General features: G+C 58.7%; 19 protein-coding genes and 1 tRNA gene. 10 read left to right on the top strand and 10 right to left on the bottom strand.

All coding sequences use genetic code 11. From position 1 onward, the window contains the following. Positions 1-37: 37 nt before the first annotated feature. The 3 genes from ADA16_RS06555 to ADA16_RS06545 are packed head-to-tail and all read right to left on the bottom strand — an operon-like array spanning position 38 to position 1,959. Positions 38-637: a hypothetical protein gene (locus ADA16_RS06555; protein WP_048760263.1), complete on the bottom strand. Its 600-nt coding sequence runs from the start codon at positions 635-637 to the stop codon at positions 38-40. 8 nt (positions 638-645) lie between these two features. Beyond that, positions 646-1,320, bottom strand: a complete 675-nt coding sequence (locus ADA16_RS06550; protein ID WP_048760262.1) for a hypothetical protein — start codon at positions 1,318-1,320, stop codon at positions 646-648. Between the two features lie 45 nt (positions 1,321-1,365). Next, the gene (locus tag ADA16_RS06545) at positions 1,366-1,959 is read right to left on the bottom strand and encodes a hypothetical protein (protein WP_016421574.1); all 594 of its coding nucleotides are present in this window, start codon (positions 1,957-1,959) and stop codon (positions 1,366-1,368) included. Positions 1,960-2,477: 518 nt separating this feature from the next. Here ADA16_RS06545 and ADA16_RS06540 point away from each other — a divergent pair. Continuing rightward, a complete protein-coding gene (locus ADA16_RS06540) occupies positions 2,478-2,669 on the top strand; it encodes a hypothetical protein (RefSeq protein WP_048760259.1) in 192 nt (63 codons plus the stop codon). Between the two features lie 48 nt (positions 2,670-2,717). Here ADA16_RS06540 and ADA16_RS06535 read toward each other — a convergent pair whose 3' ends face one another. Both ADA16_RS06535 and ADA16_RS06530 read right to left on the bottom strand, forming a co-directional pair. Continuing rightward, entirely contained in the window at positions 2,718-3,473 is a 756-nt protein-coding gene (locus ADA16_RS06535; RefSeq protein ID WP_048760256.1) for an FMN reductase, read from the bottom strand. Continuing rightward, entirely contained in the window at positions 3,470-4,594 is a 1,125-nt protein-coding gene (locus ADA16_RS06530) for a CE1758 family FMN-dependent luciferase-like monooxygenase (RefSeq protein WP_048760253.1), read from the bottom strand. The genes ADA16_RS06535 and ADA16_RS06530 overlap by 4 nt, the downstream gene beginning before the upstream one ends. A gap of 138 nt (positions 4,595-4,732) precedes the next feature. Here ADA16_RS06530 and ADA16_RS06525 point away from each other — a divergent pair, with 138 nt between their 5' ends. The 3 genes from ADA16_RS06525 to ADA16_RS06515 all read left to right on the top strand — a co-directional run bounded on the left by ADA16_RS06525 (position 4,733) and on the right by ADA16_RS06515 (position 8,786). Continuing rightward, entirely contained in the window at positions 4,733-5,269 is a 537-nt protein-coding gene (locus tag ADA16_RS06525; protein ID WP_048760250.1) for a YceI family protein, read from the top strand. 147 nt (positions 5,270-5,416) lie between these two features. Next, positions 5,417-6,787 (top strand): pyridoxal phosphate-dependent aminotransferase, encoded by a 1,371-nt coding sequence (locus ADA16_RS06520; protein ID WP_284847042.1) that lies wholly within the window; start codon positions 5,417-5,419, stop codon positions 6,785-6,787. A 496-nt stretch (positions 6,788-7,283) separates the two neighbouring features. Beyond that, on the top strand, positions 7,284-8,786 hold the full coding sequence (locus tag ADA16_RS06515) for a YibE/F family protein (protein WP_048760247.1): 1,503 nt from the start codon (positions 7,284-7,286) through the stop codon (positions 8,784-8,786). Here the strand turns inward: ADA16_RS06515 and ADA16_RS06510 are convergent. Next, complete coding sequence (locus tag ADA16_RS06510; protein WP_048760243.1) at positions 8,783-10,165, bottom strand: UDP-glucose dehydrogenase family protein; 1,383 nt, start codon at positions 10,163-10,165, stop codon at positions 8,783-8,785. The two genes, ADA16_RS06515 and ADA16_RS06510, sit on opposite strands and share 4 nt — an antisense overlap. Positions 10,166-10,353: 188 nt before the next feature. Beyond that, positions 10,354-10,935, bottom strand: a complete 582-nt coding sequence (gene dcd, locus ADA16_RS06505; RefSeq protein WP_042388964.1) for a dCTP deaminase — start codon at positions 10,933-10,935, stop codon at positions 10,354-10,356. 264 nt (positions 10,936-11,199) lie between these two features. Between dcd and ADA16_RS06500 the strand changes: the two genes are divergently transcribed. Next, positions 11,200-11,273 (top strand) — tRNA-Gly (locus ADA16_RS06500). A gap of 180 nt (positions 11,274-11,453) precedes the next feature. Then, positions 11,454-13,844 (top strand): MMPL family transporter, encoded by a 2,391-nt coding sequence (locus ADA16_RS06495; protein WP_048760240.1) that lies wholly within the window; start codon positions 11,454-11,456, stop codon positions 13,842-13,844. 103 nt (positions 13,845-13,947) lie between these two features. On the opposite strand, the gene ADA16_RS06490 is transcribed toward ADA16_RS06495, so the two are convergent. Genes ADA16_RS06490 through ADA16_RS06480 form a run of 3 tightly spaced genes read right to left on the bottom strand, consistent with a single transcriptional unit; the run spans position 13,948 to position 17,143 of the window. Further along, positions 13,948-14,589, bottom strand: coding sequence for a response regulator transcription factor (locus tag ADA16_RS06490; RefSeq protein WP_048760236.1), 642 nt, complete (start codon positions 14,587-14,589; stop codon positions 13,948-13,950). Beyond that, positions 14,586-15,755, bottom strand: coding sequence for a sensor histidine kinase (locus ADA16_RS06485; RefSeq protein ID WP_048760233.1), 1,170 nt, complete (start codon positions 15,753-15,755; stop codon positions 14,586-14,588). The genes ADA16_RS06490 and ADA16_RS06485 overlap by 4 nt, the downstream gene beginning before the upstream one ends. Before the next feature lie 56 nt (positions 15,756-15,811). Continuing rightward, a complete protein-coding gene (locus tag ADA16_RS06480) occupies positions 15,812-17,143 on the bottom strand; it encodes an MFS transporter (protein ID WP_016421592.1) in 1,332 nt (443 codons plus the stop codon). A gap of 177 nt (positions 17,144-17,320) precedes the next feature. Between ADA16_RS06480 and ADA16_RS06475 the strand changes: the two genes are divergently transcribed. The 4 genes from ADA16_RS06475 (at position 17,321) to ADA16_RS06460 (ending at position 22,205) form a co-directional block, all read left to right on the top strand. Continuing rightward, the gene (locus tag ADA16_RS06475) at positions 17,321-17,500 is read left to right on the top strand and encodes a hypothetical protein (RefSeq protein ID WP_016421593.1); all 180 of its coding nucleotides are present in this window, start codon (positions 17,321-17,323) and stop codon (positions 17,498-17,500) included. A gap of 151 nt (positions 17,501-17,651) precedes the next feature. Then, the gene (locus ADA16_RS06470) at positions 17,652-18,131 is read left to right on the top strand and encodes a universal stress protein (RefSeq protein WP_016421594.1); all 480 of its coding nucleotides are present in this window, start codon (positions 17,652-17,654) and stop codon (positions 18,129-18,131) included. A gap of 196 nt (positions 18,132-18,327) precedes the next feature. Then, complete coding sequence (locus tag ADA16_RS06465; RefSeq protein ID WP_005510537.1) at positions 18,328-18,522, top strand: DUF2613 domain-containing protein; 195 nt, start codon at positions 18,328-18,330, stop codon at positions 18,520-18,522. Positions 18,523-18,551: 29 nt separating this feature from the next. Then, complete coding sequence (locus ADA16_RS06460; protein WP_048760231.1) at positions 18,552-22,205, top strand: alpha-(1->3)-arabinofuranosyltransferase domain-containing protein; 3,654 nt, start codon at positions 18,552-18,554, stop codon at positions 22,203-22,205. Positions 22,206-22,207 lie beyond the last annotated feature (2 nt).

The raw sequence follows: 22,207 nt of genomic DNA, 5'->3' as shown, positions 1-22,207 counted from the left end.
TTTCACCCGTGCTGTGTGTGGAGAGAGAACTGTGTAACTACTGAATGGTCACCTCGACATGTCGCTCACGGGGAGCCACGCCGAAGTAGCTGCGACCAGTGGGCTGCCACGTCTTCGAGTTGGCGTTGCAGCGGACTGTCTGTCCGGCGAACTCGTCAACCAGGAATCCCCAGCTCAGACGACCAGTTTCACCCTTGCGTACTTCGTATGGTCCGATCTTCTGCCCGAGGCTCCAAACCATCTCTCGGGAGTATTCCCAGGAGTACTTGCGGTTAAGCTCCTTGCTGACCTTCACGCTGACAGAGATGTTGGTCCACCACTTCTTGGTCTTAGACTCCTTGATGGTCTGAGTCAGCGGAATCGGCTCATCGCCGATGTCATTTTTCGTAGAAACAACGCCCTCAACGTCGTAGCGTGAGCCGGTGATTTCCACGAACTCGGCCACCGAACCCGGCGCTTCACAAGTGGTTCCCGGCGCCGGACCGCGGTCAACTGCCGCTGGCTTGGGCACAGGCACCCACTCCTCCGGAGCAAACGGCTCGCCAGCTCCTGGATTCGGGGCGGCCACTGCTGTCGGAGCGCCAAGTCCGAGCGCAAAGACCGTCGTCAAGCACATGGCGACAACACTCTTTTTCATAACTGCTCCTAGTCGTTGATCGTGGCGGATGCCGGGCCGCCGTCACCTGAGTTACCACTGACAGGCGCCCACTGCTGACGGTGCTCACCCTCCTTGGTGGTCTTGTGCCAGACCACGAAGCGAGTCGACGGCCCCTTGCCGTTGTACTCACCGAAGTAGGGCTCGCCGCGCCACAGGCCGGTCTTCTGATCGCAGGTGCGGACGCGGCCGATGAAGGACTTCATATGCACGCCGTAATCTGCGCGAACGGTCTCACCGGGGTTGACGGTCACCGGGCCCAGCTTGTCGCCAACAGACCACTGACTGACCTCGACGATGCCGTACTTGTTCTTCACCCCGTGGAGGAACACGTCCCACATATTTCCGGAGCTCATTGCCTTCACAGACTCGTTGACTCCCTCAGTCACCTCGAGGGTGTACTGAATCGGACGGTCGGTGCGGTTGGTGAATGAGTTAGTGCCGTTGTAGCGGTCCCATTCGTCGGTAATCCACTGCTCCCAAGGGTGACGCTTGGCATCGTTGACCGGGTCACACTTATCGGTGTTGATGAAACCGGTGTGGTGCTCATCCTGGTCAGGGGTCTGGGTCAGCGGGGTCGCCGCGACCTGTCCAACGATGCCTGGCGCAAGAAGACTTGCACCCATCACCGCGCAGGCCAGGGCCTTCTTTTTCAGGCTCAACATGGAGAAACTTCTTTCTGCTTCGAGGTCTTAGGGACTCGGGCCGTCTTAGACGGCGTACTCCTTGACCTGCGGAGCAGCCCCGTCCACGGAGCGGTCAGCCTCATTGGCACGCATGGAGACGCGGATGTGACGCTCCTTCGGGATGGTGCCCCAGTACGGGCGACCTGCGTCGATCCACTTGCCCCCCTTACAGGTCAGGTGAGTGCCCTCGAAGGACTGGTTCAGGAAGCCATACTCCAGCACACCGGTGTAGCCAGGCTTGACCGGGTACGGGCCGAGGGTCTGGCCAACTTCCCAGGTCTGAGTGGACTGATAGCCGGCGCTGAACGTGACGTGGAAGAGCTTGAGCAGGTCGAAGTCGACCGAACCGCCGACGTTCCAGGACTTGGTCTTGCCTTCCTTGAGGGTCTGGGTCAGCGGCAGGTCGGTGTCGCCGTAGTTAGCGACAGTCGCGGTACCTTCGACCTCGAACTTCGAGCCGGTGATCTTCAGCGACTGACCAGACTGGCCTTCAACGGAGCAGGTGCCACCGACGGTGCCCGGGGTGGGGGCTGGGGCAGCTTCGGCCATCGGGGCGACAGCCAGCGAGGACATGGTAACCAGGGCTGCAATGGAGCCGGAGAGCAGGGTCTTCTTCACGGCGAAATCCTTTCAGGGTGTGTCGAGCAACTCGTAAGGAAATACTTGAACTAACACCTGCTAAGGTAAGTCGAAATTCAGCCTTTTGTAATGGAAAATTTTCGCCCCGCTTTACGACGGTCACAGCGATTATCCACATAGTAAAAATGGAATCCCACCGATTTCTACCTTGCGAAAATACGATATATAACAGCGTGTGACCAGTGATTATGAGCACCACAATAAGATTTCAGCGATTAATTTAATCGCATTAGAACTACGCCTTTTGAACCAATTCAAAAATTTCTCTGTCAGCCACTTGGTATTGGGCAATCAACATTTCGGCCACTACCCTACCTACATAAAGACACCAGAGAGTAGCCGAGTGGCCACCCCCAGTCGCGGGCAAGCGAAGGGACCTTCACGCTTCACACTCTTGATTAAATAGTTATGATTTCTTTATTAATCACTGGCGAAGTCCGGCAGTCCACAAAGCCCTGACACTTTGCCGAGGCAGATATCTTTCGGAGTACTACCTAATGTTTCGACGCTCTTCTGTTCTTGCTACCACCATTGCATCCGCAGCACTTTCCCTAGGCGCACTGACCGGCACCCCGGCCGCTGCCGCAGCACCGACAGCTACAACCGGCAGCGACGACCTACAGGTCAAGGAATACGCTCTTTCCGATACCTTCTCTTGCGACTACTACAACCTTCCGTGGTGCCGCTAATAGAGCGCCGGCCTCTCCCCCTACCCTCCCCTTCACGTGAGAGCGCGGCTACTTCGCGGTGCCGTCGAGCCCCTCTAGCAGTGTGGCAAAATCCGTGACGTTAGCGTCCACCTGCGTGTTCGTACTGCGTCGATGGTTCGGCGCACCAACACCTTGATTGCCCTCGCTGGCCCCGTCTGCTGAATGTGCTGCACCCTTTTCTTCAGCTTCGTTCCCAAAATCTGGACCAAAACCGACTACGGCCGAGCGAACACCGACAAGGTACTCGGCAAGCTCACGAGCTGCACGCACGACGCGATTACTCATCTCCGCGCCGGATACTCCGCCGGTGCCATCGCCAGCGCCAAAGTCCTCGGTCGCTGCAAATACAGCAGTCGGCATAACGGTCGCACGAAAGTAGCTAAACAGCGGACGCATCGCATACTCCAGCACCAAAGAATGACGCGCCGTGCCAGCAGTCGCAGCAATGATGACCGGCATGGAGGTCAACGCATCCTTATCCAGGGCATCGAAGAACATCTTGAACAGTCCCGAGTAGGACGCTGCGAACACTGGAGTCGCGGCAATCAATCCATCAGCACCGCTGACAGTATCGAGGGCAGTGCGCAATTTTTCGTCGTAAAGCCCTGTGGACATCCCAGCGCCAAGGCTGACAGCGAGTTCGCGCAGTTCAACGTACTCGATTTCGAGACCTTCGCCACGCTTGGAAACCTGCACGTCGACGGCTTCCGCGATGCGATCAGCGAGAATGCGCGTGGTTGATGGGGCAGAAACGCCGGCACTTACAACGACGAGGTTTTTCACCGCTGATTCCTTTCAGCCGGGCGGACGAGAAGGTGCGGGGAATCTGCACCCTCGGCAGCCAGCGAGGCATGCGTCGGCGGGTCGGAAGGCACGTGCGCCGGACGGCGGCGCTCGAACTCTTCACGCAAGACCGGAACGATTTCGGTTCCCAGGATTTCAACCTGCTCCAACGCCATCTCCAGCGGCAGGCCGGCGTGATCGATGAGGAATAGCTGGCGCTGGTAGTCACCAACGGCATCTGCATAGCCCAGGTAACGTTCGATGATTTGCTCAGGCGTGCCGACGGTCAGCGGTGTAATGTGCTCGAATTCTTCCAATGATGGCCCATGTCCATAGACCGGCGCATTGTCGAAGTACGGGCGGAAAACTTCCTTGGCCTTCTTCTCCGTCTCAGCGGCGAAGACCTGCCCGCCAAGCCCGACGATCGCCTGGTCAGCAGCGCCGTGGCCGTAGTGCTCAAAGCGCTGGCGGTAGAGATTGACCATGGCTGTGGTGTGCTCGATATTCCAGAAAATGTGATTGTGGAAGAAGCCGTCACCATAGAAGGCGGCCTGCTCGGCAATCTCAGTGGACCGAATGGAGCCGTGCCACACGAAAGGCGCTACACCGTCAAGCGGACGCGGGGTGGACGTAAAGGACTGCAGCGGAGTGCGGAATTGACCTTGCCAATCCACATTCTCTTCACGCCAGAGGGTGCGCAGCAGGTGGTAATTCTCAATGGCCAGCGGAATCCCTTTACGGATATCCTTGCCAAACCACGGATAAACTGGCCCAGTGTTGCCACGGCCCATCATAAGATCCATGCGTCCTTCGGAAAGGTGCTGGAGGTAGGCGTAATCCTCGGCGATGCGCACAGGGTCAGTGGTCGTAATCAGTGTTGTCGAGGTCGACAGAATCAGATTTTCGGTCTGTGCTGCAAGGTTCGCTAACAGAATCGGCGGGTTCGCCGGCGCCACAAACGGTGGATTGTGGTGCTGGCCGGTCGCAAATACATCGAGGCCAACCTCTTCGGCCTTCTTCGCTAGTGCGACAGTTGCCTTAATTCGCTCATGTTCAGTAGGGATTTGTCCGGTCGTGGGGTCTTTTGTGACGTCGCCAATTGTAAAAATTCCGAATTGCATGGCTCCATGTTAAGACCTTTTTGTTGACACGTCATCTCCCTCGGGCTTATAGTTGACACGTCAACACCGGAAGTTGGTTCCGGCGGACAAAAATACTTCGAAACATTCGAGATACTTTTAACTTTTAGGAGATTCGCTATGACTCTTCAGTCTGGTAACTACGTTCTTGATGCACAGCACTCCACTGTTGGATTTACCGTTCGCCACGCAATGATTACTAAGGTCCACGGTCAGTTCACTGAGTTTGAGTCCGTTATTAATTTTGATGCCGACAAGCCGGAGAATTCCACGGCCAAGGCAACCATTCAGGCAGACTCCATCAACACCAACAATGAAGAGCGCGACAACCACCTACGCTCGAAGGACTTCTTCGGCACCGACGAAAACCCGACCTTCGAGTTTGCCTCCACCGCTATCGAGCTCCAGAGCGAAGAAAAGGCCACCGTTACCGGCGACCTGACCATTAACGGCATTACCAAGCCGGTCACCCTGGATGTCGACATTTTCGGCTCCGCTGAAGACCCATGGGGTCAGACTCGCGTTGGTTTCGAGGCAGCTACCAAGATTGACCGCACCGATTTCGGTATCGACTACAACGCTCCTATTAAGACTGGCGGCCTGCTCCTTGGCAATGAGATTTCCCTGCAGATCGACGGCTCCGCAGTTAAGCAGTAACTAGCGCAGCTAACGGTTAAGAAAACCTGATACTAAGCGCCTTGCATGGACATGCAGGGCGCTTTTTCGCACTAAATGGGCAGTTAATCTGCCCCCAATGAAAGAAAAAGCATGGTGTGAGCGCAAAAAGGTGGCATGCTTAGACAGGTGAGTTCCAGTAAAGATACTTCCCAGGGCACCGAAACCACCAACGAGCCAACACAGGACGCACAGGCTGCGCAGGCCGCTCAGGCCGAGCAGTCCCGTGCCGCCCGCGTTGCCGCCCGTCGTGGAAACATCAGGGCGCCTCGCCGCACTCCGCTGAAGACACTGGACCAATCCTCCAAGCTGCAGAATGTCCTCTACGACATCCGCGGTCCGGTGACTACTCTCGCAGAGCAGATGGAGGCCGACGGCCACCGCATTATGATGCTCAACACCGGAAACCCGGCAAAGTTCGGTTTTGATGCACCCGACACCATCGTGCAGGACATGGTCCGCGCCCTTCCTCATGCACAGGGCTACTCCGAGTCCAAGGGCATTTACTCCGCACGCCGTGCCGTCGTCACGCGCTATGAAATGGATCCTGAGTTCCCACGTTTCGACGTCGACGACGTCTGGCTGGGCAACGGCGTCTCCGAGCTGATTTCCATCACTACGCAGGCGCTGCTCAACGAAGGTGACGAAGTCCTCATTCCCGCTCCGGATTACCCGTTGTGGACTGCGGCCACCACCCTCGCCGGCGGCAAGGCCGTCCACTACACGTGCGATGAGGAGAATAACTGGGCGCCGGACGTCGAAGACATTCGTTCGAAGGTGACCGATCGCACGAAGGCGATTGTCATCATCAACCCAAATAACCCGACTGGCGCCGTCTACTCGCGTCAGACACTCGAGGCCATCGTCGAAATCGCTCGCGAGCACTCGTTGCTGCTGCTTTCCGACGAAATCTACGACCGTATCCTCTACGATGATGCACAGCATATTTCCACTGCTTCGCTGGCTCCGGATCTGCTCTGCATCACCTTCAACGGTCTGTCCAAGACCTACCGCGTGGCCGGTTACCGCGCGGGCTGGATGGTGCTGACTGGCCCGAAGCGCCACGCAGAGGGTTTCATCGAGGGCATCAACCTGCTGGCCAGTACTCGTCTGTGCCCGAATGTTCCTGCTCAGCACGGCATTCAGGTCGCGCTTGGCGGCTACCAGTCCATCAACGACCTCGTCCTGCCGGGCGGTCGCCTACTGGAGCAGCGCAATGTCGCCTACGAGGGGCTGACCTCAATTCCGGGGGTGAGCTGCGTGAAGCCGATGGGCGCGATGTACGCATTCCCGAAGCTGGATCCAAACGTCTACGAAATCCACGACGACGAAAAGCTGATGCTCGACATCCTGCGTGAAGAGAAGATTCTGATGGTCGGCGGCTCTGGCTTCAACTACCCGACCCCGGATCACTTCCGCATTGTTACGCTGCCCTGGGCACGCGACCTGAAGGAAGCCATCGAGCGCCTGGGTAACTTCCTGGCCAGCTACAAGCAGTAGCAGGACTTAAGGTTGCGCACGCTGCTGGTTCTGCCCTTCTCACATATCGATGCGCTATTCACTTATGGCCACACTGGAGCGCATCGATGAGTGAGTATTGCATCGATAGGTGGGCCATAGCGCTGATAGCCCCGGCTCGGCGCGCCGGAATGGCGGTACGCCTTCCGGTGCTGGCACAGCGATTAGGTTATTAAGAGTGGGCAGGCATTCAAAAGATTCAATGAACTCTGGTAACCAGCAACCTTTTCGCGTTTCGGCGGGTTCCGACATAGGTGCGCATCTCGACGTACTGAAGAACTCGAACAGCGGCTCCCCTACCGGCCGGTTCCGGGCTGTCAATGCCGCGAATCAACCCAACTCTGAAACCTCGGCTGCCCCAGCACGACATGCGGAACCTGCCGCACATTCAAAACCAGCACCGGCACCGCAAACCGCACCTGCACAAGCCGAATCAAAACTGACGAAACCACGACACAACCCCACAAGAGCACGTCGCTTGCTGGCCACAGTTCTTACAGTTGCTGGCATTGCGACTTTCCTCGCAGTGATTGGGCTCTGGCCATCGGGCGAGGCTCCGAGTCCGGGGCCGGGATTCCTACAGTCACAGACGTCAGCTGCAGAGACGGTCAAAGGATCCGTCGTAAAGCACAGCGTCGGTGCGTGCAATTCGCCTGACAACGGTCGTGTCTTCGACGACCAGCCGCGACCAGGGCTGACGGCTTCCCTCAACGACTCAGCTGCGCCGAAGTGCCAGCTCTCGGTCATTGAACTGACCTCGGGCCCGGACGAGGGCAAGAAGACGCTGCTGGAGGCATCCGGCTTGCCCGGCGAGATTGAGCTGAAGGAGGGCGACAAGGTCGTCCTGGCAATTCACCGTCCGAACGCGGCTGGTACCGGAGCTTTTGACAATGGTGTTGTGCCGGATCCTGGGTTGATGGCGCCACCTCCCGGCATTGTTCCCGCGCCTGCCCCTGAGGGCGCAGAGGATGCGCCTGCACCAGCCCCAGAGACTCCCGCACCGGCTCCGGAACATGCTCCCGAAGCACCACCGGCTCCAGCACCCGAGCAGGAACCAGCGCCTGAGCCCGGTGCAGACACCCCCGCTGCCCCTGCTGCTCCCGTTGCCGACACCAACATCGTCGACCTCGCACCTCATCAGGTTGCCGACACCGCTGACATCGGCAACACTTACACTTTCCTAGACATGGACCGCACCACGACGATCTGGTTGTGGCTCGGCGCGGCGGTGCTGCTCATCGTCCTAGTCGGCATGACCCGCGGTGTCTTGAGCCTCCTCGGTCTCGGCATCACACTGGCCGCAGTGATGGGATTCCTCGTTCCGGCATTGCTACGCGGCGGCGACCCGGTGGCCTTGGCTATCACGACGGGCGCGGCGATTCTCTTCCCGGTGCTCTTCCTCGTGCATGGCATCAATTGGAAGTCAGCTTCCGCGCTGGCGGGGACGCTCACCACGATGGTGCTGGCGGCGGGCTTGGCCAACCTCGCGATCTCGACGTCGCAGCTGCGTGGTCTCGGCAATGAGGACAACCTGCTCATTCAGCTCTACCTGCCTGACGTCTCCGTCACGGGCTTGCTTCTGGCGGGCTTCATCATTGGCGCGTTGGGTGTGCTTAACGACGTCACCATCGCCCAGGCCTCGACCGTCCAGGAGCTCTACGAAGCAGCTCCGCGGTCGCGGCCTATGGAGGTCTTCCGCTCGGCAATGCGCGTCGGCCGCGACCACATCGCGTCGATGGTCTACACGCTGGTACTGGCGTACCTCGGCACCGCACTGCCGCTGTCGATTTTGTTAAGCGTCTCCGACCGGCCGCTAATGCAGTCGTTGACCTCCGACGTGGTGGCCACTGAGCTGCTGCGTTCCATCATCGGTGCGGTGGCCTTGGTACTCGCGGTGCCGATTACCACCCTCATCGCCGCCTATACCGTGGCGCCGGAGGGCATGAAGTTCCCGAAGCGCTCAAGAGAGGCAAGCATTTAGCCGCGACCGAGGCAGGTGACATCCCAGCCTGCGGCACGCCACTTGTCGGCTGGCAGGCAGTTGCGGCCATCGAGAACCGCTGCGCGCTTGACCAGCTTCTTCGCAGCTACCGGGTCGATCTCGCGGAACTGCTGCCACTCGGTGGCGACGACGACCATCTCCGAGCCTTCCAGGGCCGCTTCGATGCTCGGCGCGTACTCCAAGGTTGGGAAATTCTTCTTGGCATTCTCCATGGCCTGCGGGTCATAAACACTCACCGAAGCGCCCGCCAGAGACAGCGAACCGGCAATCGACAGCGCCGGAGAGTCACGCACATCGTCGGAGTTTGGCTTAAAGGCCGCACCCAACACAGTCACAGTGTGACCGAGCAGCGAGCCGCCGAAGCTGCCACGCACCAGGTCAACGGTCTTTTCACGGCGACGCATGTTAATTGCATCGACCTCGCGCAGGAAGGTCAACGCCTGGTCAACGCCCAGCTCACCGGCGCGGGCCATGAATGCGCGGATATCCTTCGGCAGGCAACCACCACCGAAGCCCAGTCCCGCATTGAGGAAGCGCCGGCCAATTCGGGCGTCCATACCGATGGCGTCGGCAAGCGTAGTGATATCCGCACCTGTGACCTCACAGATTTCGGAGACCGCGTTGATGAAGGAAATCTTGGTGGCGAGGAATGCGTTCGCCGACACCTTCACCAGCTCTGCGGTGGCCGTGTCCGCGACGATGAACGGTGTCTCGCGCTCGATGATGGGGCCGAAGCACTCGCGCAGGCCGTCCTCTCCGATGGATTCAACTTCCTGACCTGCACCATTGAGGATCATGCCCGGCTTCTGCACACCCAGTACCACACGGTCCGGCTCCAGGGTGTCCTTTACCGCGAAGCCCTCACGCAGGAACTCCGGGTTCCAGGCGATCTCGAGGCTGGTGTTCTTCAACTGCTCATCACCAGATGCGGCGCGCTCGCTGATTATCTCCGCAGCCAGTTCCTGCAGGCGCGGCGCGGTACCGACGGGCACGGTGGACTTACCAAACACCAAGTGCTTGCCGACGACGCGCTTAGCCAATTCGGTTACAGCGGCGTCCACATAGCGAACGTCAGCAGCGTAAGAGCCCTTAATCTGCGGAGTTCCCACGCCTACAAAGTGGACGTTCGCGAATTCAACGGCCTCGTCGTAGTCAGTGGTGAAACGTAGACGCCCCGACTCAACGTGCTTCTTCAGCAGTTCGGGCAAACCAGGCTCGAAGAAAGGAACTTGACCTGCGGACAATGCCTCAATCTTGGCGGGATCAACATCTACGCCGAGAACCTCGTGCCCCAACTCCGCCATTGCTGCGGCGTGAGTGGCACCAAGGTAACCCGTACCAATAACCGTAATACGCATGAGGGCTATTATTTATCGAAAGATAAAAGGCCTTCAAGCCGATTTAACCCTTAAATGGTGTGAACTAAAGGCTCATCTTTAGGCTTTCCACCTGCGAAAACTCTTTATCGAACAATTGTTTCCGTTTCTTCACCGAGAATTCACTCGGGGCTATTCGCAATTCATTTATGTCCCGAGGTCCCGAAGTCTTATTCCTCATCACGGAAGTTGAGGTACGCACGCGACGGCGTCGGACCGCGCTGCCCCTGGTACTTCGAACCGAGCTTGCCGGAACCGTAAGGCACCTCCGCCGGCGAGGACATCTTGAACAACGCCAGCTGGCCGACCTTCATGTTCGGCCACAGTGCAATGGGCAAGTTTGCGACGTTGGACAGCTCCAGCGTGATGTGGCCAGAAAATCCTGGGTCAATAAAGCCGGCTGTCGAGTGCGTTGCCAAGCCCAGACGCCCCAGCGAGGACTTACCCTCCAGACGGCCTGCCAAATTCGGCGGAATGGTGAAGTACTCCAAGGTCGATGCCAGGACGAACTCGCCCGGGTGAAGAATGAAGGGCTGCCCTTCTGGAACCTCGTGTGGGGATGTCAGCTCTTCCTGTGGCAGCTTCGGATCGATGTGCGTGTATTGGGAGTTGTTGAAGACTCGGAAGAACTTATCCAGGCGCACGTCGATAGACGAAGGCTGAATCATCTTCGGGTCGAAAGGATCAATGCCGAGATGGTCGGAGCCTTCGGCATCGATAGCGGCACGAATATCACGATCTGAGAGCAACACATAGACCAGCTTAACCGCTCTGTAATGCACTGCGTGTGTGGGTTGCAGGATATGCCCTCGACAGGTTCCCCGAGAGACTACAAGAGCCTGGCGACTAGTCCCACGATTAACCCGAGCAAGGCGAACAAGCCGAACCTCAAGACTAATTTTCTCGACATGATTCGCGAGTGCTACATTGAAGTTACAGAGGGCGACTGATTTCCTGCGTGCCACACCTACTGTGCCAATCTCGTGGCACGCTTTTAATCATTCCGCCTGCTGTGTGCCGATGTAGTTCAATGGTAGAACTCCTGCTTCCCAAGCAGGCGGCGCGGGTTCGATTCCCGTCATCGGCTCCACTGAGGCTCAGCGTCAAGCTGAGCCTCATTTTTGTTTGTATTTGTTTGTGCTTATTTGAATACCTGCCTGCACCCCCCATAACCCAAATACACCCCGGAGCCCCACCAGCAATCCCTATATCTAGTGGTCAACGCTATAATTGATAGGAAAGATCGCCTATTTTTGAAAACGTTATCGCCATGGCTTCCTTTTTGTACAAAATCGGTAAATCAGCTTATCTTCACCGCTGGCGTTTCCTGATTGTGTGGCTGCTGCTTATCGCGGGCATGGGTACCGCGACCGCAACGCTGTACAACGGCACGTCGGAAAACTTCACTTTCCCAGGCCTCGAGTCCGTTGAAACTCAAAAAGAGATTCAGCAGCGCTTCGCCACTGACGAAGACCAGCTACTCGCACCAACGGGCACTGTGGTCATTCAAGCTCCAGAGGGTAAGACTCTCGAGGACCCAGCTATTGCGGGCGAGGTCAGCGAGCTGGTCGCCGCCATGCGGGGCACCGAAGGTCTGACGAAGACCGAAGAAATTGTCCCTCCCATGATGGCGGCCGAGGGCATGAAGCAGCAGGCCATACCGGCAATGCAAGCTCAGGGCTTCCCCGAGGAGCAGATTAACGCGAATCTGCAGGCCGTTTCCCCACTGAGTGCTGATAGGACCACCGGCACCATTTCCGTGACTTTCGATGCTGCTACCAGTATGGATATCGATAAAGATGTCCGGGATGCGTTCACCGCAACCGTCGATAAGCACAAGGGCGATTTGAACGTCGCCTGGTCCGGTAACGCGTTCCAGATGAGCGAGATTTCTGCTACTGCGGAGATTGTCGGCATCATCGTGGCCGCTTTCGTGCTGATTGTCACGTTCGGCAGCTTCGTCGCCGCTGGATTGCCACTGCTGTCGGCCGTGATCGGCCTAGGAATTGGCATGGCGGGCATCTTCGCCGCCACCGCTTTCACCGACACCATCTCCACCATGACGCCGACGCTAGCATCGATGATTGGCCTGGCTGTCGGCATTGACTACGCGCTGTTTATCCTGGCTCGCTTCCGCAATGAGCTGGTTGCACACGTCGATGGTTCCAACCTTGAGCCGAAGGACCTGGCCGCCGAGCTAAAGAAGGTCCCGCACGATGAGCGTGCACATCTGGCTGGCCTGGCAGTCGGCAAGGCTGGTTCCGCAGTGGTTTTCGCAGGCCTCACCGTGCTGATTGCACTTGCGGCGCTGTCAATTATCAACATCCCGTTCCTGACTGCAATGGCGCTGGCCGCGGCGTTCACTGTCGCTATGGCGGTGCTCGTTGCCATCACGCTGTTGCCGGCTATTCTCGGCCTGTTCGGCACCAAGGTTTTCGCCGGTCGCGTGCCGTTTGTGAAGGCTCCGGACCCGGAGAACGACACCCCGACCATGGGCCTGAAGTGGGTCCGCATCGTGCGCAAGCGTCCGCTGGCCTTCGTCCTTGGTACGGCAGTTGTCCTAATTCTGTTGGCCATCCCCGCTGCAAATCTCCGCTTGGCCATGCCTTCTGACGGCATGATGGCCAAGGGCACGCCCAACCGCACGGCATATGAAATGACCGAAGACGCTTTCGGCCCCGGTCGCAACTCCCCGATGCTGGCACTGGTGGGCTACAAGGAGCTCGCCGCACCGGAAAAGCAGAACGCCATGATGGCCGCTCTAGCAGAGCTACAAAGTGTTGAGGGCGTGGTGAACGCGCAGGTCATTGCCACTAATGGCAATCCGCAGGATCCGCGTGACCTCGGTGATGCCGCCCAGATTCTGATTACCCCGGCGTACAGCGCGACCGATGAGCGCGCCGCTGACCTGCTGCAATCCATTCGCGATAACGAGGACAAGTACAACGAGGCCACAGGCGCCCGCTACTCCATCACCGGTGTCTCGCCCATGTACGAGGACATCTCGCAGCGGCTTTCCGACGTGGTGTTGCCCTACATCGGCATCGTGCTGGTCTTGGCCTTTCTACTGCTGATGCTCGTCTTCCGTTCCATTTGGGTACCGCTGGTGGCAGCTATCGGCTTCGCACTGTCGGTGGCCGCAACCTTCGGTGTCACTGTCGCCCTGTGGCAGGAAGGCGCCCTGGGCATCATCGATGACCCGCAGCCGCTGATTTCCTTCCTGCCAATCATGTTGATTGGTATCGTCTTCGGCCTGGCCATGGACTACCAGGTGTTCCTGGTTACCCGTATGCGTGAAGGCTGGGCCCATGGCAAGACTGCCGGTAATGCTACGGCCAACGGTTTCAAGCACGGTGCCCGCGTGGTCACCGCTGCCGCACTGATTATGATTTCGGTGTTCGCCGCCTTCATCCTGATGGATGAGCCGTTCATTAAGGTCATGGGCTTTGCCCTGGCAGCCGCTGTGCTTTTCGATGCCTTCATTGTCCGCATGACCTTCATCCCGGCCATGATGTTCCTGCTCGGCGAGCGCGCCTGGAAGATTCCGGGCTGGCTGGACAAGATAATCCCCGCTGTGGATGTGGAGGGTGAGAACCTCAATAAGCAGTTCGGCGATGCTCAGGTAGTCGCTAAAACTGATGTTGCTGCTGAAGCCCAGTAACGCCAATTAGATAGCTATAAGCCCCGCATCGACTCCAGTTTCGCAGGAGTCGGCGCGGGGCTTTTGCGTAGGGCGCAGTTTAAACCAAAGACAACGGCAAAGCCTAAGTCGACGGCGCGGTGTACCTCAGCCACCGCAACACGGCTTTGACACGACGGTTTGTATCTTCCGGTTGGAAACCCAGCTTCAAGAACACATTTGCCACATGTTTACTCACAGCGCCTGCGGTTAGTACCAGGCGTTTTTCTATTTCCTTATTACTGAGCCCCTGCGCCATCAGATTGAGCACTTCGCGCTCACGCGGAGTCAGCGTGGCGATACCGTACTGCTTTGCAGTAAGCAGCGTCGCGACCACTTCAGGATCAACCACGGTACCGCCACTTCGTACCTCTTCCAGTGCTGAGACAAAGTGCTCGACATCCGAGACACGTTCTTTCAGCAAGTACCCAAAGCCACCATGCTGCAGCAGGCGATCCAGGTAACTGGCCGCCACGTATTGGCTGAGCACGACAACTGGCTGGTTGGGGTTGCTCTGACGCAATGTGGATACCGCGACCAGGCCGTCGTCACGCATGCTCGGCGGCATCCGAACGTCAGTAACGATGACATCGAACACCTGCCCTTCAGCAGCGGCGAGCAGCTGATCTGCATCGCCGACGGCGACGACCTCGTGCCCCAACGCCCGCAGCAGGCCGGTCAGCCCCTCGCGCAGGAGCACGGAATCCTCGGCCAGCAGTACTTTCATCGTGTCCTTCCTTGACGAACGGGCAGTTCCAACCGCAATTCAGCACCGCCGTCGGCGTTGGCGAGCGACACGGTTCCGCCAAGCGCTGCCGCCCGTTCGCGCAGGCCCGCAATGCCGGTGCCCCGACCATGCTTTACGACGTCTACAGCGCCCGCACTCGTTGGTTCTTCGAGCCCTACGCCATCGTCGCGCACAGTGACCATAAGCGTACCGAGATGCGACACGAGCGCCTTCTTCGGAGTCTGAACCGCGAGAGTGATGTCAGCCCGATGGGCATGGCCATGTTTAGTGGCGTTGGTCAGCCCCTCCGCTGCGCAGTGGTAGGCGAGCAGAGCTGTGGTTTCATCAATTGGCCCGAAGTCTGAGACACCGTCCTCACGGACGGAAACCTCCATACCAGCGTGCGCTGCCAGCTCCCTCACGGCAGCGACCAGTCCATTTTCAAACAGTACCGGCGGGGCAATGCCAAGCACCACGGAGCGCAGCTGTGCAAGCGCCTGCGTTGCATTGTTATCGGCGGCGGTGAGCGCCTCGGCTACCTCTTCTTCAGTCTTGCCCATGCGAGCAGCGGCAATGTTGAGTTTCAAGGCGGTGAGGTGTTGCTGAGGGCCGTCGTGAAGCTCGCGTTCGATGCGGCGGCGCTCACCGGAGAAGGAGCCAATGAGCACGTCGCGGGACTGGCTGACTTCTTCGCTGGATGGTGCGAGGATGACGCGGGAGAGCCAAATGGACAGCAAGCCGGCACCGAGGTTGATGGCGATGGTCAGCACCAAAAAGAGGATTGCGAAAACCCAGCCAACAGTGATCTTCTGCGCGGGATCCGTCAGAGTCCAGCTGAAAAACTCCAGTTCGTCAACCAGGAAAGGTGCAGCGAAGAGCACTCCGACAGTAAAACCACCGCCGACCCACGCTGTAAAGGTGACGAACCCAATGACCAATTGGACGAGTAGGTTGACGAAGTTACGGATGTCGAACCAGCGATTTGTCACACGATTGGGGATTGGAGTGCCGGACCACGATGCCGCCATACGAGAGAGCCAGTCGGCGCCGCGGCCGATGAGCGGAATCCAGGGCAGAAGAACGACGGAGACGATCAAACCCGGAATGAACAGCAGTCCGAGAATAAAACTCCAGGCCAGCGCGATTAAATTCTTTTTCTTTGTCATAGTTTCAAAGCTAAATTGGCCCGCGCCCAAAAACAGTGGAGCTGACTCCCCTAAATTCAGTCGAGCTGAATACGCCCCGACTTCTTTTCTCCGATACCACGGTCGGCCAATTCGTCATCGATGAACGTTGGCCGACCGATAATCAGTCCAAGCACTGCAAGCACGACGGTGGTGCCAAGCAGCACAATCAGAATGGGGGTCCATGTTTCCGCGGTTCCGGCGGCCACGCCCACCAGGAATGGCCCGACTGCGGAGAAAATGTAGCCGATTGGCTGCACGAAGCCGGACAACCGCGCGGTCAGCTCATGGCTTCGAGTGCGAGCTGGAATCAGCGCGATAGCCATGGGGAAACAAAAACCACCCACACCCAGCAGGAACGCAGCGCCGATAGCGTATCCCGCACCAGTTGCTGCCGCTCCTCGCTGGTCGATAAGAATCATCAACAGATAGCCGAGGAAGAAAAGACAGCCGAGACTAAAAGCGACGTAGGACATGGTACGAAGCCGTGCAATCAGCGGCGGCATCAGCAGACCACCGATGATGCCCAACCCTTGGACGAGCATGGATGCTGCGGTGGCTACGCTGACGCTGATGCCAGCGTCGATAAGCATTTTCGGCATCCAGCCCATGAGAACGTAGGCGTTCATAGACTGCACGCCGAAGAAGACCGCCAGTGCAATGGCTGTCGGCGACTTCCAGATTGGTGTATTTGCCGAAGAGCTGACCGGTGCCTTCGGGTAGTCGAATCCAATGCGCGCACGCAGCGGACCCCACACGACGAGCTGCACCAGGGCGGTAATCGCCCATGCGGCAATCGCCCAGCGCCACATGTCGATACTGCCTGCGGACGCTTCGGGTGAATCGCTAATCAAAAACGCCGTCGCCGGCCCCAGGCCGCCACCGAGGGCGAGCATGCTGGAATACAGCATCATCAGCACGACCGTATGACGGCCGCCGTGCACCTTAATCCACGCAGGTAGCAGCACATTTCCCAGCGCGATACCAGCAACTGACAGCGCAGTGAACAGTAGGAATAGCCAGATACTGCTCACCCACGGTCGCACCGCAAGGCCGACGAATAGCAACGCCGCTGACAGTGTGAGCGCGCCGCTTAGCCCCATGCGCTTGCCGACGGACACCGCAGACAACCCAATCGCGAAAAACGCGAGCCCCGGAATGGCCGTAATCAGACCACCAAAGGCGGAGGATGCACCGAGGGTGGAAAGGAGCTGATCGAGCACCGGGCCGATCGACGCGATACTCGGGCGCAAGTTCAGCGCCGCAACGATTACTGCTATGACGAGGATGGGAACGCCGAGTGTAATGGCATTCTTCGAGGTACCAGTAGCTTTTGGTTGTGGTTGCCCCGGTTTTTCTTCTATTGCCATAACAGTGGACGTTACCGCTTCCTGTTAATGCCTCTCTAGCCGGCTACGACTCCCCCGGTCGATTTATCGTTTCCACTTGAATAGGGGATAATTTTCGGTAGTGAAACGGCATTGCCCTCACGCCCCTACCCCTGGCCAGCAGGCAGGTTGGCCGCCCCTCAAGGAGATTGATGAAGTATGTGTCGACCCGTTGAATGCAATGTTTGCCACAAGACGACCTGGGCTGGCTGCGGGCAGCACATCGACCAGGTAAAGGCAACTGTTCCGGCAGATCAGTGGTGCGGCGGAAAGCACACCGATGAAGAAATTAAGGCGGCTGGTGCAAACCGCGGTTTCCTCGGACGCCTGTTCGGCTAGTTCAGTGCTTCTGCCACCAATGGCCGGGAGTAGCCTGAAAAATTGACGTACTCGATGTCGCTGTTGCCCTATCCTGGACTACAGCGACATCTCTTTTTCTGTATCTATTGACAGTCTTCCAGCTATCTCTGACGTAAGGATCGAACTGAAAATGGTTGAACCGATTTCTGATTCCATGCTCATTGCCTACGACGGCTCCGACGAAGCCAAGCGGGCACTGGCCTACGCCGGAAAGTTGCTGCGCGTCAAAACTGCCTACATTCTGACTGCTTGGGAGCCCCTGCAGCGCGCTGCAGCTCGTACCGCTGGTGCCTCAGGCATGATGCAACCTGATTGGGATGCCACTACTGAAGACGGCGATCCGGCTCACGACGAGGCTGTGCGCATTTGCCGTGAGGGCGTGCAGATTGCCGCTGAGGCCGGCTTCGTCGCGGAGCCATACCTGGTAGAGACCGAAACTACTATCTGGTCGGCCATCGTCGACGCAGCTCACGACCTCGATGCGGGTGTGATTATCTCCGGTACTCGTGGCGTCACTGGTCTGCGCGGACTATTTACTGCCTCGACCTCCGACGCTTTGCTCAAGAATGCTGGTCGCCCAGTCCTCGTAGTTCCGGGGGAAAAGGAATAATTTTTAGAAAATTTTCAAAAACTTACTTAGCTGATAGAAAATGGTATAACCTCTCAACTAAGAAAACTCAATGACCGCTGAAGCCACTCAAAATTCAAGGCAGGGAAGGATTCCCAGCTGTTCCACTGGTTTACAGAAGTCACAGAGTGTAGTTTTATAAACAGTATTGACTTAATGCACACGAGGAGTCCTCAACATGGCATACGAAACTGATTCCGAGCAGCGTCGTAGCGTTGGCCCCGCCCTGGCCTCGGCGCTTATTGGCGCCCTTCTCGGTGGTGCCGCAATTTTCGGCATCGGCCAGGCTCTGACCGAAGACCGAATTCCGGAAGCACAGGCTGTTTCCACCGATGACGCTCTGCTTGGCGGTGTCGAATACGGTCAGCGTTAACCCTTTAACGCTAGCCCTCCTTTAAAGCTATGCCCACCTTTGTTCGAGCGCGTAAGCGCGTGCTTGTACCCTGGTGGGCTTTGCTGTGCCTACTGGCATTCATTCAGTCCCCCGGCAAAACTGTCGCTGACACCAAGCACGACCTGACGGAAAACCCCATCGGGTTTTTGTCCGCATCGCTTAACATGTGGTCAGACACCATGCCGCTGGGGCAGCTCCAGAACCAGGCCTATGGTTACCTCTTTCCGCAGGGCACATTCTTCGCCCTGTTCAGTTTGCTGCCCGACGTATTAGCGCCCAGTTGGATTATCCAGGCGCTGTGGTGGAGTCTCACTCTCTGCTTGGCTTTTACCGGCGCATATCGTGTGGCCGAAGCTATCGGCGTCGGCACGCATACCTCGCGCGTGCTGGCGGCATTGTTGTACGCATTGTCGCCGCGCGTAATTACGACGTTGGGCGCGATTTCGTCCGAGACCTGGCCTGTGGCGCTAGCGCCATGGATCCTCCTTCCATTACTGCGGGTTGCCGCCCGGCGCGAAGAGCTGCCCTGGCGTGCGACCACCCGCGCTGTGTTGCTTTCCGGTCTAGCTGTACTGTGCACTGGCGCAGTCAACGCCGTCAGTACGGCTGCGGCCTGCATCCCTGCCGGACTGATGCTGCTCTTCTTCGCTTTTACGGGACCCCGCCGTGGGCGCGCATGGGCGATGCTCGGCGGTTGGCTGGCTGCGTGCGCGGCGGTCAGCATGTGGTGGATCGTGCCGCTGCTACTGCTGGGCAAGTACTCACCACCGTTTACGGACTACATTGAGTCCTCCGGTGTGACCACTCGCTGGCTGAGCCTCGGCGAGACGCTGCGCGGCGCTACCTCGTGGACGCCGTTTGTCTCTTTTGAGCGCGTGGGTGGAAATGCGCTGGTCGCGGAGCCAATTCTGATCTACGCCACGATGGCTGTCGCAGCAATCGGACTGCTTGGCCTGGTCATGCGTTCACTGCCGCTGCGCCGGATGTGGCTGCTGATGATGCTCATCGGCCTTGTCATCATGGCGGCCTGGACGGAGCCATTCGGACTGGTGTGGGAATCGGCTCGAGAGATGCTCGACTCCACGCTCGCAGCGGTACGCAACCTGCACAAATTCGACACTATTGTGCGCCTGCCGCTCGTTATCGGTTTCGCTCATGCGACAGCGCAGCTGCCATGGCCGTGGCGGGAACCTGCGATTGACCGTGCGGAGAAGGCGAGTGCTGATGCTGACGCCGAAAACACCGATGCCAAGGTGCCAACCGCAGCTCAAGCGACCATCGGCTGGCAGCAGTGGCTGCACCCGGAGAAGCACCCGCGCGCTATCGCATCGATGCTGGTTCTGGTGGTTCTCGCTAGCGCCACCGCACCTGCGTGGAGTGCTCGCTTAGCTCCGGCAGGAGGTTTTTCCGAGGTTCCGGGCTACTGGCACGAGGCCGCCGATTGGCTGAACAAGCAGGGCGAGGACACCCGCACGCTGGTCGTACCGTCATCACCGTTTGCCGATCAGACGTGGGGCAATACTCGTGACGAACCACTCCAGCCGCTTGCCGACGTCCCCTGGGCCGTCCGCGATACCGTGCCATTGGCGCCTCCAGAGGCGATTCGCGGCCTCGATGGTCTGCGCAATTCGCTGACTCGTGGGCGTGAAGTACCGGCGCTGGACGCCACACTGCGCAACAATGGCATCGGCTATGTACTGGTCCGCCACGACCTGCGAGTGGCATCAAGAGGCGATTCACTGCGCGCCATTACCTCCACGCTGCAGGACTCCCCGACCATGGAAAAGGTGGCAGAGTTTGCGGACGAGGACGGCCATACTGCTATCCAGATCTGGGGTGCAGGACCGAAGGAACTGCGCAATCACGCTCTGTCACCGCGCTTGGTGGACACCGCGCAGGTGCCGCTGGTCGCCGGTGGTCCCGAGGTGCTCCCGCGGCTTGATGAGGTCGATTCCGATGCCCCAGTGCGCATTCTGTCTGGCAAGGATGCCGGAACGGTCACCGACACTCCTGCACGCCGCGGCCGTAACTACGGTGAAGTCGTTGGCGCGGAGTCGGCAATCCTGGCCGAAGACGAGGATTCATATGTCCGCAACCTCGTTCCGAACTACCCCGTCGCTGGGCTTCCGCTGACGCAGACGGCAACGGGCCGGGCCACAATTGAGGTTTCGTCGTCGGCCTCGGAGCCATACAACGTCGGTGGTGCATCCGCCGACCACTCCGTCAACGCAATGCTCGACGGCGACACTTCCACCTGGTGGGAACCCTTGGCGGGTAAGAGCCAGGCTGAGTGGGTCAAGCTTTCCTGGAAGAAGCCAACCGACAACGCGGTGCTCGTCCTGACCGGTGCTCGCGTTCCAGTGCAACTGCGCATCCAGACTGATACGGCCTCCAGCTCCGTACAGTTGGTCCCGGGTGAGACGACTCGTATTCCACTGCCTGGCGGCAAGACCACATCTGTACTTATCACTGCAAAGATTGCCCCTGTAGGCTTTTCTATTTCCGAGCTGAGGCTGGTGATTCCAAAGCGGGACACTGATTTCGATGCGTACGAAACTACTACCCCAGATTCCGATGCGGAGACCCAGCTTTCCGACAAGGACATAGCGGAGGACCTCACTCCGGTTCGTGTCCCGGTGGTGCCGAATTCCTCATCGCTGGCACAGCGTTGGGTCTTTGGTCAAGAGATTCATGAGGGCACGCTGGTGCGCCTGTTCACTGTTCCGAAGCCGGTAAAGGTGAAGGTCGATGCGGACACCTGCCGCAGCAACATCGGAGATCCGTGGGCCAGCCTCCAGCGCGGTGACGGTTCTGATCACCGTGAGCTGACCTGTGGCGAAGAGATTGAGCTCTCGCCGGGCCCATGGCGCATCGATGCCAAGTCCGATTGGGTATCACTTACCTCGACCGACTACTTCGCGCCGTCAGCCGAGCAGCAGCAGGTCACGCCAATCGATCTGAGTGGCACCATCGGTGCTAGCGACCGCGACCGCATTGTGTGGTTGCCCATCTCCGTCAATGCGGGCCACGAGCTGCGAGTCGGAGGTGCCGCCATGAATCCGGTAACAGTCTCTGGATGGCAGCAGGGTTGGACGATTCCGGCTGGCGTTGGTGGCGCAGTCGAGCTGACCTACCCACCGCAGCAGACCTGGCGGACTGGAATCCTCGCAGGCGGCGCACTCGCAGCCGTGTATGCGCTGGTCACTGTGGGGCTGGCATACGCTTGGCGACGATTCGCTCACCCCTCCCCGATTCCCAGGGCTTCGCTGGGCAATGACCTGCCGCGGGCGGCTATTGGCATTGCCGCTGCCGCGACAGTGACATTGGTATCCAGCTGGCCTGGCGTGGTCGTTGCCCTCGTGGTGGTTACCGCTACCCTTGGTGGAGCTTTCTGGGCACGGAAGCGTGGGGACGTCGTCAAGCCGTGGCTGAACGTGCGAAACGCACTGATTGTGGCGCTTGCTGCGACGATGACGATTGCGGGCATGATGCTGGCGGCGAACCCGTGGCCAAAGGATGACTACGCCGGCGCTGGCTGGCCGCTGCAGTTACTGCTGACGGCGGCGCTGACGATTGTGGCATGCTGCTCGATGTTTTCGGGCAACGGTGCTGATGACAACGCCGACAATGACGCCGACGACACCGGCAATGATGCTGGTTAAAA

Origin of the sequence: Corynebacterium vitaeruminis, assembly GCF_001054325.1 — a bacterium.
Taxonomy (GTDB): domain Bacteria; phylum Actinomycetota; class Actinomycetes; order Mycobacteriales; family Mycobacteriaceae; genus Corynebacterium; species Corynebacterium vitaeruminis_A.
This window is presented reverse-complemented; position numbering and strand designations above follow the sequence as displayed.

Bases quoted from the DNA above. Each gene is read 5' to 3' on its own strand.
- ADA16_RS06555 (WP_048760263.1), bottom strand. From the start codon at position 637: ATGAAAAAGAGTGTTGTCGCCATGTGCTTGACGACGGTCTTTGCGCTC.
- ADA16_RS06550 (WP_048760262.1), bottom strand. From the start codon at position 1,320: ATGTTGAGCCTGAAAAAGAAGGCCCTGGCCTGCGCGGTGATGGGTGCA.
- ADA16_RS06540 (WP_048760259.1), top strand. From the start codon at position 2,478: ATGTTTCGACGCTCTTCTGTTCTTGCTACCACCATTGCATCCGCAGCA.
- ADA16_RS06530 (WP_048760253.1), bottom strand. From the start codon at position 4,594: ATGCAATTCGGAATTTTTACAATTGGCGACGTCACAAAAGACCCCACG.
- ADA16_RS06525 (WP_048760250.1), top strand. From the start codon at position 4,733: ATGACTCTTCAGTCTGGTAACTACGTTCTTGATGCACAGCACTCCACT.
- ADA16_RS06510 (WP_048760243.1), bottom strand. From the start codon at position 10,165: ATGCGTATTACGGTTATTGGTACGGGTTACCTTGGTGCCACTCACGCC.
- ADA16_RS06495 (WP_048760240.1), top strand. From the start codon at position 11,454: ATGGCTTCCTTTTTGTACAAAATCGGTAAATCAGCTTATCTTCACCGC.
- ADA16_RS06490 (WP_048760236.1), bottom strand. From the start codon at position 14,589: ATGAAAGTACTGCTGGCCGAGGATTCCGTGCTCCTGCGCGAGGGGCTG.
- ADA16_RS06485 (WP_048760233.1), bottom strand. From the start codon at position 15,755: ATGACAAAGAAAAAGAATTTAATCGCGCTGGCCTGGAGTTTTATTCTC.
- ADA16_RS06480 (WP_016421592.1), bottom strand. From the start codon at position 17,143: ATGGCAATAGAAGAAAAACCGGGGCAACCACAACCAAAAGCTACTGGT.
- ADA16_RS06475 (WP_016421593.1), top strand. From the start codon at position 17,321: ATGTGTCGACCCGTTGAATGCAATGTTTGCCACAAGACGACCTGGGCT.
- ADA16_RS06470 (WP_016421594.1), top strand. From the start codon at position 17,652: ATGGTTGAACCGATTTCTGATTCCATGCTCATTGCCTACGACGGCTCC.
- ADA16_RS06465 (WP_005510537.1), top strand. From the start codon at position 18,328: ATGGCATACGAAACTGATTCCGAGCAGCGTCGTAGCGTTGGCCCCGCC.
- ADA16_RS06460 (WP_048760231.1), top strand. From the start codon at position 18,552: ATGCCCACCTTTGTTCGAGCGCGTAAGCGCGTGCTTGTACCCTGGTGG.